At 55.6% G+C, this 16,665-nt stretch carries 10 protein-coding genes; 6 read left to right on the top strand and 4 right to left on the bottom strand.

The annotated features are described in order from the left end of the window. Nucleotides 1–51: 51 nt before the first annotated feature. The 5 genes from ACA053_RS17510 (at nucleotide 52) to ACA053_RS17490 (ending at nucleotide 8,778) form a co-directional block, all read left to right on the top strand. Nucleotides 52–2,094: a type VI secretion system Vgr family protein gene (locus ACA053_RS17510; RefSeq protein ID WP_497393249.1), complete on the top strand. Its 2,043-nt coding sequence runs from the start codon at nucleotides 52–54 to the stop codon at nucleotides 2,092–2,094. Beyond that, nucleotides 2,084–2,824, top strand: a complete 741-nt coding sequence (locus tag ACA053_RS17505; RefSeq protein ID WP_497393248.1) for a DUF4123 domain-containing protein — start codon at nucleotides 2,084–2,086, stop codon at nucleotides 2,822–2,824. The genes ACA053_RS17510 and ACA053_RS17505 overlap by 11 nt, the downstream gene beginning before the upstream one ends. Continuing rightward, complete coding sequence (locus tag ACA053_RS17500; protein WP_497393247.1) at nucleotides 2,821–7,800, top strand: RHS repeat-associated core domain-containing protein; 4,980 nt, start codon at nucleotides 2,821–2,823, stop codon at nucleotides 7,798–7,800. The genes ACA053_RS17505 and ACA053_RS17500 overlap by 4 nt, the downstream gene beginning before the upstream one ends. Further along, a complete protein-coding gene (locus ACA053_RS17495) occupies nucleotides 7,797–8,267 on the top strand; it encodes a hypothetical protein (RefSeq protein ID WP_497393246.1) in 471 nt (156 codons plus the stop codon). Before ACA053_RS17500 ends, ACA053_RS17495 begins: the two co-directional genes overlap by 4 nt. Nucleotides 8,268–8,427: 160 nt before the next feature. Further along, nucleotides 8,428–8,778 carry a hypothetical protein gene (locus ACA053_RS17490; RefSeq protein ID WP_497393245.1) on the top strand — a complete coding sequence of 117 codons (351 nt, stop codon included), beginning with the start codon at nucleotides 8,428–8,430 and terminating at the stop codon, nucleotides 8,776–8,778. A 514-nt stretch (nucleotides 8,779–9,292) separates the two neighbouring features. Here ACA053_RS17490 and ACA053_RS17485 read toward each other — a convergent pair. Continuing rightward, nucleotides 9,293–10,455 (bottom strand): IS3 family transposase gene (locus tag ACA053_RS17485; RefSeq protein ID WP_109627876.1). Its coding sequence is split into 2 segments (ribosomal slippage): nucleotides 9,293–10,200 and nucleotides 10,200–10,455, totalling 1,164 coding nucleotides; the frame shifts between segments, so codons are not numbered across the junction. A 589-nt stretch (nucleotides 10,456–11,044) separates the two neighbouring features. On the opposite strand from ACA053_RS17485, the gene ACA053_RS17480 reads away from it, so the two are divergent. Then, nucleotides 11,045–11,452, top strand: coding sequence for a hypothetical protein (locus ACA053_RS17480; RefSeq protein WP_497393244.1), 408 nt, complete (start codon nucleotides 11,045–11,047; stop codon nucleotides 11,450–11,452). A 485-nt stretch (nucleotides 11,453–11,937) separates the two neighbouring features. Here ACA053_RS17480 and ACA053_RS17475 read toward each other — a convergent pair whose 3' ends face one another. The 3 genes from ACA053_RS17475 to ACA053_RS17465 all read right to left on the bottom strand — a co-directional run bounded on the left by ACA053_RS17475 (nucleotide 11,938) and on the right by ACA053_RS17465 (nucleotide 16,619). After that, nucleotides 11,938–12,456 (bottom strand): cysteine hydrolase family protein, encoded by a 519-nt coding sequence (locus ACA053_RS17475; protein ID WP_497393243.1) that lies wholly within the window; start codon nucleotides 12,454–12,456, stop codon nucleotides 11,938–11,940. A gap of 415 nt (nucleotides 12,457–12,871) precedes the next feature. Then, entirely contained in the window at nucleotides 12,872–14,008 is a 1,137-nt protein-coding gene (locus tag ACA053_RS17470; protein ID WP_497393242.1) for a hypothetical protein, read from the bottom strand. A gap of 355 nt (nucleotides 14,009–14,363) precedes the next feature. After that, the gene (locus ACA053_RS17465; protein ID WP_109632667.1) at nucleotides 14,364–16,619 is read right to left on the bottom strand and encodes a TonB-dependent siderophore receptor; all 2,256 of its coding nucleotides are present in this window, start codon (nucleotides 16,617–16,619) and stop codon (nucleotides 14,364–14,366) included. Nucleotides 16,620–16,665: the final 46 nt, after the last annotated feature.

Raw genomic sequence — 16,665 nt, 5'->3', positions numbered from 1 at the left:
TCCTTTGATCGGGTATTGGTTTACGCCGCAGCACTGCAAGAGGAACAAGGGATGTTCGCGCCGGCCAATCAAACTCACTTTGCCCTGACTATTGAAGGTCTGGACAACGATTTCCAGGTGCTTGCTCTGCAAGGTCGGGAAGCCATCAGCCAGCCTTTTGTGTTTGAGGTGGAGCTGGTCAGTGAACAGCCGTCCCTGGACCTCGAGACCCTGCTGCACAAACCGGCCTTTTTGCAGCTCTCGCCTGACGGCAGCGGCATCCATGGCCAGATCTATCGCGCCGCCCAGGGTGATTCCGGTAAACGCCTGACCCGCTACGCGGTGACCCTGCGCCCGCAACTGTCCTACCTCGCACACCGCATCAACCAACGCATCTTCCAGAACCTTACGGTGCCGAAAATCATCGGCATGGTCCTTGAAGAGCACGGCATCCAAAGCAACGCCTATGAATTCAAAGTCGGGGCGATCTATCCCGAGCGCATCTACTGCGTTCAGTACGATGAGTCGGACCTGCAATTTGTCCAGCGCCTGTGCGAGGAAGAAGGTATCCACTACCACTTCCAGCACAGCGCCATGGCCCACAAACTGGTGTTCGGCGATGACCAGACGGTGTTCCCGAAACTCGCACCCGTGGCCTACCAGCAAGACTCAGGCATGGTGGCCAACAACCCGGTAATCAAGCGCTTCGACCTGCGCCTGGAAACCCGCACCAGCCGCACCACCCGCCGCGACTACGACTTCGAAAAACCGCGCCTGACGCTGGAAAGCGAAAACCGCGGCGACGCCCTGCCCGACCTCGAAGACTACGACTACCCCGGTCGCTTCATCGACCGCGAGCGCGGCAAACACCTGGCCAAGCGCAACCTGGAACGCCACCGTAGCGACTTCCAACTCGCCGAAGGCAAAAGCGATCAACCGTTGCTGGTCAGCGGCCACTTCCTGGCCCTGACCCAACACCCGAAAGCCAAATGGAACGACCTGTGGCTGCTGACCGAAGTCCTGCACGAAGGCAAACAGCCGCAAGTGCTGGAAGAGTCGGTGACCAGCGACACCACCCGCCTCAAGGGTGATTTCCACCAGGGTTACCGCAACCGCTTCCAGGCCACGCCGTGGGACGTGCCGAACCGCCCGCCGCTGACGCAGAGGAAGCCGCGCATCCTCGGCAGCCAAAGCGCCGTGGTCACCGGGCCCAAGGGTGAAGAGATCCACTGCGACCAGTACGGCCGCGTCAAAGTGCAATTCCACTGGGACCGCGAAGGCCAGGCCGACGACAAGACCAGCTGCTGGCTGCGTGTCTCCTCCGCCTGGGCCGGCGCCCACTACGGCGGCATCGCCATCCCGCGGATCGGCATGGAAGTGCTCGTCACCTTCCTCGAAGGCGACCCCGACCAACCGCTGATCAGCGGCTGCCTGTACCACAAGGAAAACGTCGTCCCGTACCCGCTGCCGGCGAACAAAACCCGCAGCACCTTCAAAACCCTCAGCTCCAAGGGTGGCGGCGGCTTCAACGAACTGCGCATCGAAGACAAAAAAGGCCAGGAACAAATCTTCCTGCACGCCCAGCGCGACTGGGACGAAAACGTCGAACACGACCAGAAAATCCGCGTCGGCAACGAACGCCACGACACCGTCGAGCAAAACAGCTACAGCGAATTCAAGGCCGAAGAACACCACACCGTCTACGCCGACCGCAAAGTCGAGGCGCGCGCCAACGACCACCTGACCGTGGGCGTGAACCAGCACATCAAGATCGGCACCGGGCAATTCATCGACGCGGGCCAGGAAATCCACCTGAGCAGCGGCATGAAGGTCGTGCTCGAAGCGGGCAGTGAACTGACCCTCAAGGGCGGTGGCAGCTTCATCAAGATCGACGCCAGCGGCGTGACCATGAGCGGGCCGGTGATCAATATGAACTCCGGGGGCGGGCCGGGTAGCGGGACGGGGGCGGCGCCGTTGTTGCCGGGGGTGTTGAAGCAGGCGGATGCGGATAAGGCGGGGGCGGTGTTGACGCCGGCGCAGATCAATACGTTGAAGCGCAATGCGCCGTTTTGTGAAGAGTGCGAGAAGTGTAAGGCAGGTGCTTGTGCGATCTGATCTGTTGACTCCGCAAGCGTGGTTGGCTGAACGGCCGTTGCAAGCCGATGAGCGTCTCTATCTGATTGTCAGTGCTGCGAGCGATGCCGAACCGCTCAAGGCCTTTTACCAGCAAGAGATGGCACCGGAACTGATACCCATCTGGGGTGGCACGCCTTACGCCGATTGGCAGCCCGTCATGCCCTACCTCGCCGAGCTGAAACCCGACGCGGGTTTTCTTCAGTGGATTGCTGAAACCGATGCCCAGGACTGGGGCTGGTTGGCGGTGTCCACCAGCACTCCGGACGTAGTGTTCGAACACCTTCGCAGCTTGACTCAGGTGTTCATGCCTGACGGAACCGAGGTGTTTTTTCGGTTCTGGGATGGACGCCATATTCTTCCGATCCTTGAGGGACTCGGTGCCGGGGCTGGTGGGGTTTTGCCAGTGTTCGACCGCTACCTGATCAATGGCCAGAAACTGGACGTGGGACCGAGGGGCGTGCCACCGGCGAAGGCCTGGCCGTGGTGGGAGGTGCCGCAGGCGTTAGTCGACACCCTGGCAGAGAAAGACCACACCACCGTCGTCGACAACTTGATGCAGTGGTTGGGAGAGGATTGCCCGGAACTGTTCTTTGCCTTCCCCGAAAGTAACCTGCGTCACAAGGTCGAGCGCTTCGTGCGCCAACAACCCAACACAGAAGATATGGCAGAGCGTCTTGCTGCTCAGCTGACAAAGGAAGTCACGTCATGATTGATCCCATCGGTAAATTGGTCCTTCAAGTTCTGGATGCCAAGACGCCTGACGTGAGTATCATTCTCAAGGATTTCAATAATTGTCTGAGTGACTACAAGACCTGGGCTGACAGCTTCTGGACAGGCTGGGCAATGGATGTCGATCAGAAGTTCAAGGTGGGGATCGAAGTCAGCGTCACTGAGCGCAAGACCAAGACGGGACCGGTTGAAACCTACGCCACCTGTCCGCTGATGGGCGATTTCACGCTGATCCATATGTTTGAAAGCGCGCGGTACGTGCCCATCGGCAATACACCGGTCAAGCTGGAACCGGTAAAGAAAACGATGTTCGGATACGACGTCGTCGGTCCCGTAATTACTACGACTATCGGCCCAAGCGGCATCGAAGTCATCAAAGGCTGTAAGCCGGGTCAGATGTACCGAATCACTTTTTTCCCCGACGTTTCTGAAAGCAACGTCAAGGCGCTGTATGCCTCGTACCAGGGTGTTATCGGCAATCTCGACGGCTGGTTGAAAAGCGAGTGGTCGGGCAAGTTCCAGCCGCAATGGGCGAGCTACTCGGCAGCTGACCGCATGGGTCGTTCGGTAATCCTGGTGAAGTCAGCACTCGATAGTCTCGAGAAAGCGCTTTTAGGTTTATGGGATGACATCAAGAGCCTGTTTGAACTGCTAGCCGATCCCCTTAAATATGCCAAACAACTTGCCCAGTACCTGACTGAAGATGAGGTAAAAAAACTCTATTCAGCGTCGAAAGAGGCCATCGCTACCGGGCTGCTGATTCTCAGCGACGAACCGCTGATGTTCATCTATCTCTCGGCGATTGTCGCGTGGGTCGGCATGTTGCCACCGCAAGTCTTTGTAGAAGTGATTACCGCCATCAGTAGTTCCTTCCTCATCAACGTGGTGTTAGGGATCTGCCTTACCGGCGGTGTCGGTCTAGCGATTCGTGTCGGGACCCAAACCCTGGCTAAAGTCAAATCCGGCACAGCGGTAAAAATGCTGGAAGAGCTCGGCGAAAGACTTTTGGCCGTGAGCAAAGGGCACGCGTTGAAGGCTCACGGTGAAACCGTGAAACCTCTTGTTGCTAGCGCGCAAGGTGTACCGATGAACGCCGCCAAAAAGGCCGCGTTGAAAATCGAACAGGCGACTGCGGCAACCACCAAGGGTCCGGTGCCGATCACCAGTGACACGCCTACCCTGCTGGAAAAAAACGCCTCCGTATTTGCCCGTAAGAAAGTAGAAAAACACTACGTTCTGGAGCCAAAAGAGAAGATCGATGACGTTTCGACTCAGTCCAAAACTCCGGACGATAAAAGTGCCGTCTGCACCAGAAAAACGTGCACAAACGGTTGCCCTGTATCGATGGTCACTGGTGAAGAGCTACTGACGCTGACCGACGGTGAACTCGGCGGTCTGTTGCCTTTCAGTTGGACACGACTCTATCGCACCAGTGCGGCAGAAATCGATTGTGGTCTCGGCTACGGCTGGAGCCATGCCCTCGCGCAACGGGTCGACATCAACAACGACGAGGTGGTGTGGACCGACCACGAGAGCCGTGTCACGACATTTCCGTTGCCGAGTGCGCAACGCCCGGCCATCACCAATAGCCTGTCAGAAGCGGCTATTTTTATTGGTGATGAGCCCTCAGAGCTGATACTCACTCAAGCCGGCGAACGCACCCAGTTCTACCACTTCCGCTACAACAGTAAAGGCGCCACGCTGATCGCCATCAGCGACGATTACGGTAATCGCCTGCACATCACCCGTGATATTCACGGGCGAATCAAACGCGTCGATAACGGTGCAGGTCGCGGCCTCCTTGTCCGTTACGACCGCAAGCACATAGTCGCCATTGAGTATCAGCAGTTCAGCCCAGCGGACAACCTGGAAGATGCATGGAGTACCGTCCAGACGTTGGTCACCTACAGCTATGATGCTCAGCACCGCCTGATCGAAGCCAAAAACGCCGCCGGCGAAGCCGAGCGTTATGCCTACAACGACCAACACGTAATTCTCGAGCGGCAACTGGCTGGTGGCGCAAGTTTCTACTGGGAATGGGAAAAAGAAGGTAAATCGGCGCGCTGTATCCACCACTGGGCAAGCTTCTCTCAGATGGACGCGCATTATGCTTGGGATGATAAAGGCAGCGTCACGGTTACCAATGCTGATGGCAGCGAGGAGGTCTACGCCCACGACGATAAGGCTCGACTGGTTGCCAAGGTTGATCCGGGTGGTGCCGAGCACCTCAAGATCTATGACGATAATGGCCGGCTGATTGCGGAAAAAGACCCACTCGGAGCCGTCACTGAGTACCGATACAACGAAGCAGGCCGTTTGGTAGCGGTTATTCCGCCGGAAGACGCACCGACCACTTACGAGTACTACAACGGTTTTGTTCGAGTCGTGAACCGTGGGCCGGCGACTTGGAAATACTGGCGTAACGATCAGGGCGACATCACTGAACAAGTCGACCCGAACGGCAACTCGACCCACTACAGCTACAATCGCCAGGGCCGCCTTCTGGAAATCCGTCACCCTGACGGCAGTCGCCACCAGTTGGGCTGGAACAACCTCGGCCAACTGCTCGAAGAGCAACTGCCTGACGGTGGGCAGCGCAAGTATCGCTACGACGCGTTGGGTCGACAAATTACCCGACAAGACGAAAACGGGGCGATCACCCAGTATCAGTGGGATGCTGCCAACCGTCTCGCCCAAATCACTCTGCCAGGCGGCGCAACCCGTGCGTTCACTTACAACGCTTACGGAAAAGTCACTGCCGAGCGCGATGAACTGGGTCGCATCACCCGCTACGAATATGCCGATAACCTGCATCTAGTCAGCCGTCGTATCAATCCGGATGGTAGCCAACTGCGCTATCGCTACGACAATGCGCGCCTACTGCTCAGTGAGATCGAAAACGAACGTGGCGAACACTACCAACTCGATTACTACTCTAACGGCCTAATCCAGCAGGAAACCGGCTTCGACGGTCGTCGTACCGCTTATGAATACGACCTCAAAGGCCAGTTGCTAAAGAAAACGGAGTTCGGCGACGACGGTAGCGAACTGATTACCGAGTACCAGCGCGATGCCGCTGGCCGCCTGCTGGTGAAAACCCTGGCCGATGGCGAGGAAATTCACTACAGCTACGACGCCCTCGGGCGCCTGGTTAACGTCGATGACGGAAACTGGCCGCTGGCCTACGAATACGACCTGCAAGACCGCCTGATCACCGAGCACCAAGGTTGGGGAACCCTGCGTTATGAGTACGACCAACTCGGCCAACTCAGCCACTGCCGCTTACCCGACGGCAGCAAACTCGACTATCGCCACCAAACCGGCGGTCGCCTGAGCAGCATTGACCTCAATGGCTCGCGTTTGACCACCCACCAGTTCAGCGCCGGTCGCGAACAGCAGCGCCAACAAGGGCTGTTGCTCAGCCAATACCAGTACGACGAACAAGGCCGACTGCAAGCTCACAGCGTCAGCCAGCAGGATCGCAACCTTTTCCAGCGTCGCTACGCTTACGATGCAAACGGCAACCTCGCCGGCATCGACGACAGCCGGAAAGGCAATCGTAGCTATCACTACGACCCACTCGACCGACTGATCAACGTACGCGGCACGACACCAGAAAGCTTTGCCCACGACCCGGCAGGTAACCTCCTCGGTCAGGGCGACCAGACGACCGCGAACCTGGCCAACGTCAAAGGCAACCGCCTGCTGATGCAGGGCGATCGCCATTACGACTACGACGCCTTTGGCAATTTGAGCCGTGAGCGCCGCGGAACCGGGCAAAAGCTCGTCACCGAATACCGCTACGACTGCCAGCATCGGTTGGTCGGTGTCAGCCTTCCCGGGGGCAGTATCGCAAGTTACAAGTACGACGCCTTCGGCCGCCGTATCGCCAAAGCCGTCGATGGCCACGCCACAGAATTCCTGTGGCAAGGCGAACGCCTAATCGCCGAAAGCGCCGACAACCGTTATCGCAGCTACATCTACGAACCGGGGTCATTCCGCCCATTGGCAATGCTCGACGGCGAAGGCCCGCTCAAAGCCGAGCCGTTCTACTACCAGCTCGACCACCTCGGCACCCCGCAGGAACTCACCGACTACAGCGGCGAGATCATGTGGTCGGCGAAATACCGTGCCTATGGCAACCTCGCCACCCTCGACGTTGCCGAAATCGACAACCCGCTGCGCTTCCAGGGTCAGTACTTCGATGCGGAAACGGGCTTACATTACAACCGGCATCGCTACTACAATCCGGGCACTGGACGGTATTTGACACCGGACCCGATCAAGCTTGCGGGCGGGTTGAACAACTATCGGTACGTGCCTAACCCTACCGGGTGGGTGGATCCGTTAGGGTTGAGTGATACCTGCCCAGGGCCTGACTGCAAGCTACCTACTAATTCTGCGAACGCGAAGAAACCTGAGCATTTGCCAATGAGTCAGGAAAAATTCGACGAAATCATCGACATGAACAAAGCGGATCGGCCGCCAAATCCAGGGGACTACCTTCCTGACGATTATATAAGCGCTCACCGAGAGCTTTTCGCGAAAGAGGGAGGATCCTTCGTGGTAGTCGAAAGCTGGATCACAGGCTCAAAATTCCCAGGCTTCCCACAACGAAAATTTGTAGGGCTGTCCTCTGAGATGGAAAATGTCGTCGCGAAATACCGAGCTGCCGGCAACGATTGGCGGGTGCTAAATAGCGAGCTAAACCTTGGCGCAAAAACTCTAGAGGGCGAGGGCATATATATCGTTAAAATCAAGCCTGACGACCCAAGATTCCGCTATGAAATGCCTAATGGAAAAGAAAATGGTGCGTACCCGAACGAATGGGTTCCTGGCGGGGCAACCAAAAATGGGACAAAAGAAGCTGCTCTGATCGGATCAGAGAGCGTTTCCCATAATAGTGACGTGGGAACGCTGTTGAAAAATTTTGATGACTGGGAAAAGCTTCAATGAAAACCACTTTCGAAACGGCTCTAGATCAGCATGAAATCGCCGATTTTTTCAAGGGAAACGGCATTTACTTCGCGAGGGGATCTGATTGGGGCGATCATCTTTATGTCAGCAACTGGCAGGAAATGTGCGGCGTACTTAAAACGCAAAGCGCAGCACGAAGCTTACTGACAAATATATTTGAAGAGTATGCAAAGTACCTCGGCGAAAATTACGAAGACGCGGCAGGATTACTTTCGAACATCACAGCCTATTACGTAATAAAGCACAAGTTTGAGTTTTTATCTGCCGACAACTATGACCTTATTAACAGTCTCGACAGCAAAACAAAAGAAAAAACAGGCAAGCTATTTAGACTTCTAAGGAACGAGTATGACAAACAAAATAAAGACCTGCCAAACTACACATTCGAACAAGAAATCCAAAGGCTGAAAAAACTTGGTTGCACTACCGAGCTCGAATCCCTTTAAAGATTTAAATAAATAAAAACAAATAAAATAGGTCAGGGCTAACCACGCTCCGCGTGCGCGACGTCGCCGATGACACCTCTACAGGTGGCACGATGGTAACTACCAGAAAGACACCATGGGCAAACCCCTTAACCCTCTGTTCTCTGAGGACTTTTAAACCATGACCAAAATAAGCATTGCAGCGGCATCACCGACGAGTGATGTGGAAGCCACGACATTTCTTCACCAACGCTTCAAAATGTCCCTTATTGGCTCTCAGAAGAAACTTGCCATGGGTGATAAGGGCTTCTTCTATGCCGGTGGGCTTTATGGAAATGATCAGGTGCAACGCGAGAAAGAGATTCGCGACATCATTAGTTTCTTCCAGCTCAAAAAAATCGATTTGCTGATATTGGAAATTGATGATGATCAAGACTGGGGGGATCTGGATATGGCGAACCTCGGTCAGTACGCTATTCCAACTCAGGAATTGTTGAACGCCCTGGATTCTTCTGCGGGACTTTATCAGTAGCTCCTAGCTTATGGAAAGTAATCACCGCAGCACACGCGGGGATTGAAACAATCTCACAGACCGGAATGGCTCCCTACCTTTACCCTATTATTCAGAGTTTTCTGCAACCACTGAATCGCCACATGGATACCAAATCTGCTTGATGGCCGTAGTGCTGCCCCCGCCCCTGCATGGAGTGATGGTTGCCTGCGATTGAAGTTCGACACGCTGCAACTCTATAAGGACGACGAGCCAACCGTAAAAGTCCCATATTAGCTTGATGGTAAAAGTCCGAACCTGGAACGCTTCACGAAAGCGTATGCTGGCTAAGGTACAGGTGGTGCGCGATGACTCATTCCGAAACCAGGAACTACCACTATCATCAAAGTGGATGAGGTCACTGTCTTGCCGGAGAAGTAACAGTGCTAACCGATCTAGAGGCGCGCGTAGCGCTCAAAGAACCGATTGAAAAATACCTCAAGGGAAACGACCCCGATTACGACCGTCTGATCGAAATTGTTCAGGATTGTAGTGGTCAACTAATCCCGGACACGACGTTAAGTTTTTCCTCGGCCCGCGCTGGAGCCAACCCATCGTTGAATTGATGAGGCCGAATCCAGTTGTAGCGATGCATCAAAAAATGGCTGATATCGCGCTGTGCTTCCTGCGCAGTTCGATAGCCCACGGTCGGTATCCATTCTGTTTTCAAGCTGCGAAATACGCGCTCCATCGGTGCGTTATCCCAGCAGTTTCCTCGTCGACTCATGCTTTGGCGCATGCGGTATCGCCACAACCGCTGGCGAAAGAGTCGGCTTGCATATTGCGATCCCTGGTCTGAGTGGAATAGCAGATCCGAAGGCCTGCCACGCTGCTCGTAAGCCATATCCAGCGCTTTGATCACCAGCTCAGCGTCTGGCTTTTCCGACAGCGCCCAGCCCACGATCCGACGCGTACAAAGATCCAGGACGACAGCCAGGTAATGCCACTTTCCTTGCGCCCAAATGTAGGTGATATCGCCGCACCAGACTTGATTGGGCGCAGGCACGTCGAACTCGCGGTTCAATGTGTTCGGGATATCCAGTCTTTCTACTGTTGCTCGTTTGTAGGCATGGGAGCCGGGTTGTTTGCTGACTAAATCAAGCTCGCGCATCAAGCTACGCACTTTGAATCGACCGAGTTGCTCACCGTCTTCACGCATCAGTGACAGGATGCTGCGACTGCCCGCAGAGCTGCGACTTTGCGAGAACAGCTCACTTACGCGACTACGCAATCGAAGCCGTTCAACATCCGGCGTGCGGCGCCGCAGGCGCTGGGCGTAGTAACACGAGCGAGTGACATCAAACACCTTGCACAGCCAATCAACCGGCTCATGTGCCCTCAACTGGTCAATCAGCGCGAACGCTCGTGATCTTCCGACATCAAGAGCGCGGTAGCCTTTTTTAGTATTGATTTCTCTCGCTCAAGCCGAGCAATCCGGGCTTCCAGCTCCTGAATTTTTTGCTGTTCCGGAGTCAGTGCCTTGCTCTGCGGGGTGACGCCTTTATGTTCTTTCTGAATCTGGTCAACCCAGCGGCGTAATGCCGATTCACCAATGCCGAGTGAACGGCTGGCTTCGATGTAGCTGTAGTTTTGTTTGAGCACAAGGTCGGCAGCCTCGCGCTTGAATTCAGGAGTAAAGGAGCGGCGTTGTTTGGTCATCTGACACCTCGATCTGGCGAGCATTCTCGCCTAAATGGGTGTCCGGTTTCATTAGACCACTACAGGATCCTTCGCGGCAGGTTCCGATCAGAGGTGTGCTTGAGAACATTAGACGGTACAACAAGGTCCAGTACACGCAGCAGGAGCTAGAGCTGATCGACGACCTTTTGTACATGTACGGGTGAGACGAAGCGTGTTGGTTGCGGGCGAATGGTTGAAATATGCACGCCTTCGATCAGCGTCTACTCAAGCTTGGCGAGATCAACGCAAGCCGTTCGGCTCATTCTAGCCCCCATTCTGATATCTAGCATTACCCGATAGCACCACTGATGACGGGCAGCTATCGGCCGAGGCTGTGTAAAAACGTTTTCGATCTGTGTAGGCAGACGAAAACAGCCTAAAAATCGCGTCCCTATGCAAATTTCAGGTCTACTTACCAAATGGTCGACGCCAGATTTCACGTAGCAACGCTGACTTCAAAGTGACGAATGCGTTTTTACACGGCCTGGACCAGAAGCTGCCATTCACCTGTGCACAGAAACACACTCAACGTATCCTGCTGAAAAGACAACATTGAAAAGGAGTTCGAATGAAAACTGATTGGCAACAAATTCGAGAAATGATGAACACTGTCATTGATAGCTGTGAGCAGATCGAAACGGCTGGATTCAATGAAGTACATCGCTCCGCGACCGTGGAAATCAAAGGCGTTGATTACTCCGTTCAGGAGTTTTTAATCAGTGCCTGGACGCTCCCGGAAAACATTCGTTACCAGATCATTCGTGAGCGTCATGAGGCTGGAAATGACCTTCCCTACGTTCCCGAAGCAGCCCGCATTCTTGTCTCAATGGCGCAGGCTTGTGCGGAATTGGTCGGAGCAGCCGACACGGCACCCGCTCAGAAAGCTATTGCAGGAATGAATCATTGGTACAAGGCCTACGCTGTACCGCATATGACTACAGCCATCAGGCTGGCAAAAAAAGAATCTGACGCTTAGATTCACGAGCAATCCCCCAGCGGAGACGGATCTGTCATCTCTGGTATGAACGTCTCCTAGGGGTCGTTTTCTGCCCATCGCGACAGGCCGCAAACGACTCAAAGCGGGCATTTGACATTAAGTACTCGATAACTAACTTTTCACTGTGGCTCCAATTCTGACCATAAACAACTGCGGCCAATGCCGGCCATTAACGTTCCGTAATCTTCAAATTTACAGACATTCACCTCAGTCTGGCTCGTCCACGTTGCCTCACACTCTTCGCACACCCACAGCAAAATTTTTGTAGAGCGAACCCGCATTGCTCGAACGTAACCTTGGCCGCACCTTTGGCACTCAATCAGCATGTAAATAATCTCTGACAGGACTTCGGTGTAGTTTAATCCGATTGACCGCTTTTGGCCGATTTCTGCCTTTCACAAAGGGCTGAAAACGACCCAGCGTGGACGGATCGGCCCTGACGTGGACCGGTCCGTCGATGGCGGTTAGAAACACCAGTCCTCAGCGTTTACGACACGACAGAATGGACCCGCGAGGGTCGCATTGTGATGAGCGACAATCTCTTCGGCCTTCAGCGCAAAGGTGTCCGTGCAGGTATGACCATCGGCGATCAGCACCGCATCGAAACCATGGTCTCGTGCGGCGCGGCAGGTGCTGTCGACACAGTATTGGGTCTTCATTCCGGCAATGACCACACCCTGAGCACCACAAGCCCACAGGTGATCGGCAAGAACTGTCTTGGTGAAGGCGTTGGGTCGACTTTTTTCGAAAATCACTTCGTCGCCCTGCAGCACCAGTTCCTGCACCAACTGCGTCAACGGGCTTCCAGGCTCGATTGGCGAACCAGGTGGGCCAATATGGCGGGCGAGAAAAATGGGGGCGCCCGCACTCCGGGCTTTATTCAATAGATTGTTCAACGTGTCTACCAGCGCTTCGCCTGCCCATGGCGTATCCGCGCCATGAAACAATCCAACCTGCATATCGAGAATCAACAGTGCATACATAGTGCTTTTCCTTGCGTTTTAGCCAGCGACACAAGGGCAAAAGAAAGGGCCCTGTCCATCACTGGCGGGCCTTTGAAGTTCGTGCTTATCGGCTCACGACACCTCTCACGCACCGCCTTTGGCGGTCGTGGTAGTTGTGGTCAAGGCGATAGGTGGTTGATTCATAGGGCTGACAGTAGCTGCGCGGTACTGGGTTGGCAAGTCAGCGTCACGAGCGTGAAGACTGATCGTAGTACCGATCGTTGTTCGCTTCTGGCCCATAACTGTCGGTCGCAGATGGAGGTCCAAGTGGATGACTGACGTCTGCTCGTGAGCAACGGCTCGGGACCGTCGAGCTCATTTTTACGAGGACTTATTGTCTTGGTCCCAGGTGGACGCAATACCTGCATTCACAGTAGCGCCCATCAGCCCCCCCTCATGTCAGCCTGGCAATGGACCCTGCAGGTAATCTCCGATCTGTCTCCAGCGCACGCAGTTGTTCAATGATCCGGTCACACTCTCTTTTCGGAGTTTCTCGGTCGGTGATGGAGTAGGGCTGGGCGTCGACCCACTTCCTTATCTGCTCAAGCGAAGACGGCTCATAAGGGCTGCGGTGAAGCTGATAAAGAAGAAACCCTGCCTGGGTCCATTTGGGCATCAGTTCGAGGAGAGCCTGGCGTCGAGAGGGGGACAGCGTTACCCAAAGTGTTTCGAGCTGGTGGGTAAATGCCGATTCGACGATGCTCCAAGGTTGAGGGCGCAAGCCGTGGACGCCGGCTTCAAAGACGGGCCGGGACGGATCTGCGATCGCAGCGATAAGCAACGCAGGCCTGTCTTCCCCCTCGAGGATCAAGACGAGCGAACGAACTGCACCACTGTTTTGGCTTAGGGCTGCTCTCATCCACCCTTCAGGGATACGCACGTTCAGGTATTGCGCCAACCCGAGTACGCCGAGCCACTGGGCTTTTTTACTGGGTATCTCGCCAGCCAGATGCGCCTGAAGAACTGACAATGGGTCGACGTCATACTTTTTGGCTGCCCATAGCGCAGTCGACCTCGCCGCCGACGATGGGTCCGTCAAAAAGTCTTTGATCAGTTGTGTTCGGTCCGTTTGCAATCGGATCGCTTCTAGAAACGACAGTCTCCTGAGAATGCTGCTGTTGCTGCCAAGCCCGAAGGCGATGGCTTTTTGAGCCAATGTGTGCGGAAGCTCCATTGCCTTGCCAAGCGCTAACCGACGCACGCTGAAATCCACGTGGTGAAGGCTCGTTACAAGAAACGCCTCCAGTTCATCTTCAACCATTGTCTTGGTGAGCACCCTGAAAAGCAACCGCGCGCAGGAGCCACGGCTAGCTTCGAAGGCTGCCATGCTTTGAACCAGGCAATCAGGTGTTGCCAGCAACGATTCAAGCTTATTTATCGTCACGCTGTGATCTTCGCGCTGGCGATGTTCAAGTGCAAGAATGGCGGGAATTTGAGCGATCAGCGAAGCGGAATATTCTGGCGTTAAGTAGTCTTCGAAAGCGCATCTGGCAGCCTCGCGAACTTGAGGTACCCAGTCGTTGATACGCACGATAATAGCCGCCAGCCGTTCGGCCGACTGAGAAGACCTGACTGCCCGCAAGCCTGCCTCCCGGTCGAATCCATTCCATGACGCGACAAGCGACTTCCAATCACGTGTGGGTGAGGTCTCTGGTGGCTCTGGTAGGCGTGGGGCAACTGCGGTGGCGGATGTTTTGCCGGTGAGTCTTTGCAACCAACTTTTCCACATGAAGCTGACTATCCCTTAAGTCCGAACATTGGCATGAGCGTCAGTGTAACTGGCCGGCTGAATCCAGGGTTGCCTGTCATCAAAAAAGCAAACACCGGCGCAAGGCCGGTGTTGTGTCTTCTTCGTGGTGCACGCCTCGGGTAGCAGAGAGCCTGCCTTAAAAGCGGTACTTCGCCGAAGCGGTAATGCTGCGCGGTGCGCCGTACGTCAGGGCTCCATAGGCATCGAAGATGTCGAAATACTTCTCGTCGGTGACGTTGTTGGCATTCAGCTGGCCCGAGAGGTTGTCGGTGAATTCGTAGCGCGCCATCAGGTTGACCAGGGCATAGGCATCCTGCTGGATCTTCTCGGAATTGCCGGCCGGGTTGACGGCGTAGGTGTAGATCGAGTCCTGCCAGTTAACCCCGCCGCCAATGGTCAGCTTGTTGAAAGCACCTGGCAGACGGTAGGTGGTAAAGGTGCGCAGCAACTTGGTCGGGTACAGCGTGTTGACGTCGTCGCCCTTGGCATCTTCGGCCGTGAACTGGGTGTAACCCACCGAGGCATTCCAGTCCGTTGCGAGTTCGCCGGAAACTTCCAGTTCGAAACCCTTGCTGGTCGCGCCTTCGCTTGCCTCGTAGGCGAAGCCGCCGACCGGGTTTGAAGGATCGATCAGCGCGCCGGTGTTCTGGCCCAGATTGTCCTGCTTGATCTGGAAAATCGCAGCAGAGGCGTTCAAGCGGCCACCGAAGTATTCACCCTTGAGGCCCAATTCAGTGCTTTCGCCAACAATCGGTTCCAGTTCCTGGCCACTGCGGTCGCGTACCGATTGCGGCAGGAAGATTTCCGTGTAGCTGGCATACGCCGAGAGGTTGTCGGTGAGGTCGTAGACAATACCGGCATAGGGCGTCAGCTCATGATCGACATCGGTCTTGCTGACTTCCGAGAAGATGTCATCACTGGTCTTCTCGTACCAGCTCTCACGCGCGCCAAGAATCACTTTCAAATCGTCGGTCACGTTCAGGCGGGTGGCGGCGTACAGTCCTTTTTGGCGTGTCTCGCTGTAGCCGTAGTCGGTCCTCGGGCCCCATACCGGCTCTGCGAAATTGCCGTTGTAGGCATCGAAATCGGCAACGCCGTCAAAACCTGTTTGCGCGTCGAGTGAGTCGGCGTCGAACTTCTGCTTGCTGTCCACATAACCGAAGGCCAATTCGTGCTCACGACCCAGGAATGAGAACGGGCCGTTGAAGCGGATGCCATAGTCGTCCTGGGTGGTTTCGGTCTTGTAGGTCGCCGGGAACGAAGACATCCCGGCGCTGCCGTTCCTGCCTGGATTGCCGGACAGGTACAGCAGGGAAGAGTCGCCGGTGCGCTCGCCACGGTTGTAGCTGAGGTTGACTTGCCAGTCGTTGGCAAAGGTGTGATCAAGATTGACGAAGTAGGTCTCGTAGGTCGTGTCCCACTTGCTCCACTTGGCGGAGGTTGACTTCGAGCGGCTCCAGTTGGTACGGCTGCCGTCTGCGTACCAGACGGGCAGGCCTCCCCACATCGGCGAGTCGGCGTTGCTTTCTTGCCGGCTCAAGCCGAACCAGAGCGTGGTGTCGGGCGTCAGGTCGATATCCATCGTGCCGTAGAGGGTCTGGCGCTTGTTCGAGTTCATGTCGATCCACGTATCGCCTTCGTTGGTCTCACCGACCAGCCGCGCGCGGACAGTGCCTTCCTCGTTCAGCGCCGTGGATACGTCGGCCTCGACGCCATAGGTGTCCCACGTGCCGGCGCTCAGTTCTACAGACCCCTTCAGGTCTTTGCTGTTAGCGCGCTTGCGCACCATGTTGATGGACGCCGAAGGGTCGCCGGCACCGGTCATCAGACCATTGGCGCCGCGTACGACTTCAACGCGGTCATACATGGCCAGGCTGCTGAAAATTTCCCCCGAACTCCATGGCTGCTCGTAAATGGTGGGCACGCCATCGATCATCAACGAGTTGAGTTCAAAACCACGGGCGTTGAACTGCGCCCGGCTGGTCTCGTAGCGGTTGACCGACACACCGGTGGCATTGTTGACCACGTCGAGGATCGTATGCAGATCCTGGTCCTGTATGCGTTGCTGGGTGATGACGCTCACCGACTGCGGCGTCTCCCGCAGGGACATGCTCAACGGCGTGGCCGTGCGCGCAGCGTCAGTTGTGTATGAGTGGGTATCTTCGGTGACGGCGCTGCGCTCGCGAGTGGCCGTCTCCGTGATCGCGATAGGCGCCAGGGTCACAGCACTTCCAGTCTCTGTCTGCTCAGTCTGTTCCGCCGCTTGCACGGAGGGCGCAGTGATGGCGATACCGGCTGCCAGCATGTGCACTGCGAGAGCCAGGGGGCGCAGGGTCGAAGGCGAGCGCGGCGTCACGGAGTTTTGAATACGCAGAGAGAGGGGGGCGGTCATGCGAGCTCACATTTGATTTTGATGTTATTGAGAATTCGTATCATAC

It is taken from the genome of Pseudomonas sp. LBUM1672 (assembly GCF_059695655.1).
This window is presented reverse-complemented; position numbering and strand designations above follow the sequence as displayed.

What these genes read in the sequence shown, in the direction of transcription:
- ACA053_RS17500 (WP_497393247.1), top strand. Translation starts at nt 2,821, where the DNA reads ATGATTGATCCCATCGGTAAATTGGTCCTTCAAGTTCTGGATGCCAAG.
- ACA053_RS17480 (WP_497393244.1), top strand. Translation starts at nt 11,045, where the DNA reads ATGAAAACTGATTGGCAACAAATTCGAGAAATGATGAACACTGTCATT.
- ACA053_RS17475 (WP_497393243.1), bottom strand. Translation starts at nt 12,456, where the DNA reads ATGTATGCACTGTTGATTCTCGATATGCAGGTTGGATTGTTTCATGGC.
- ACA053_RS17490 (WP_497393245.1), top strand. Translation starts at nt 8,428, where the DNA reads ATGACCAAAATAAGCATTGCAGCGGCATCACCGACGAGTGATGTGGAA.
- ACA053_RS17495 (WP_497393246.1), top strand. Translation starts at nt 7,797, where the DNA reads ATGAAAACCACTTTCGAAACGGCTCTAGATCAGCATGAAATCGCCGAT.
- ACA053_RS17465 (WP_109632667.1), bottom strand. Translation starts at nt 16,619, where the DNA reads ATGACCGCCCCCCTCTCTCTGCGTATTCAAAACTCCGTGACGCCGCGC.
- ACA053_RS17510 (WP_497393249.1), top strand. Translation starts at nt 52, where the DNA reads ATGTTCGCGCCGGCCAATCAAACTCACTTTGCCCTGACTATTGAAGGT.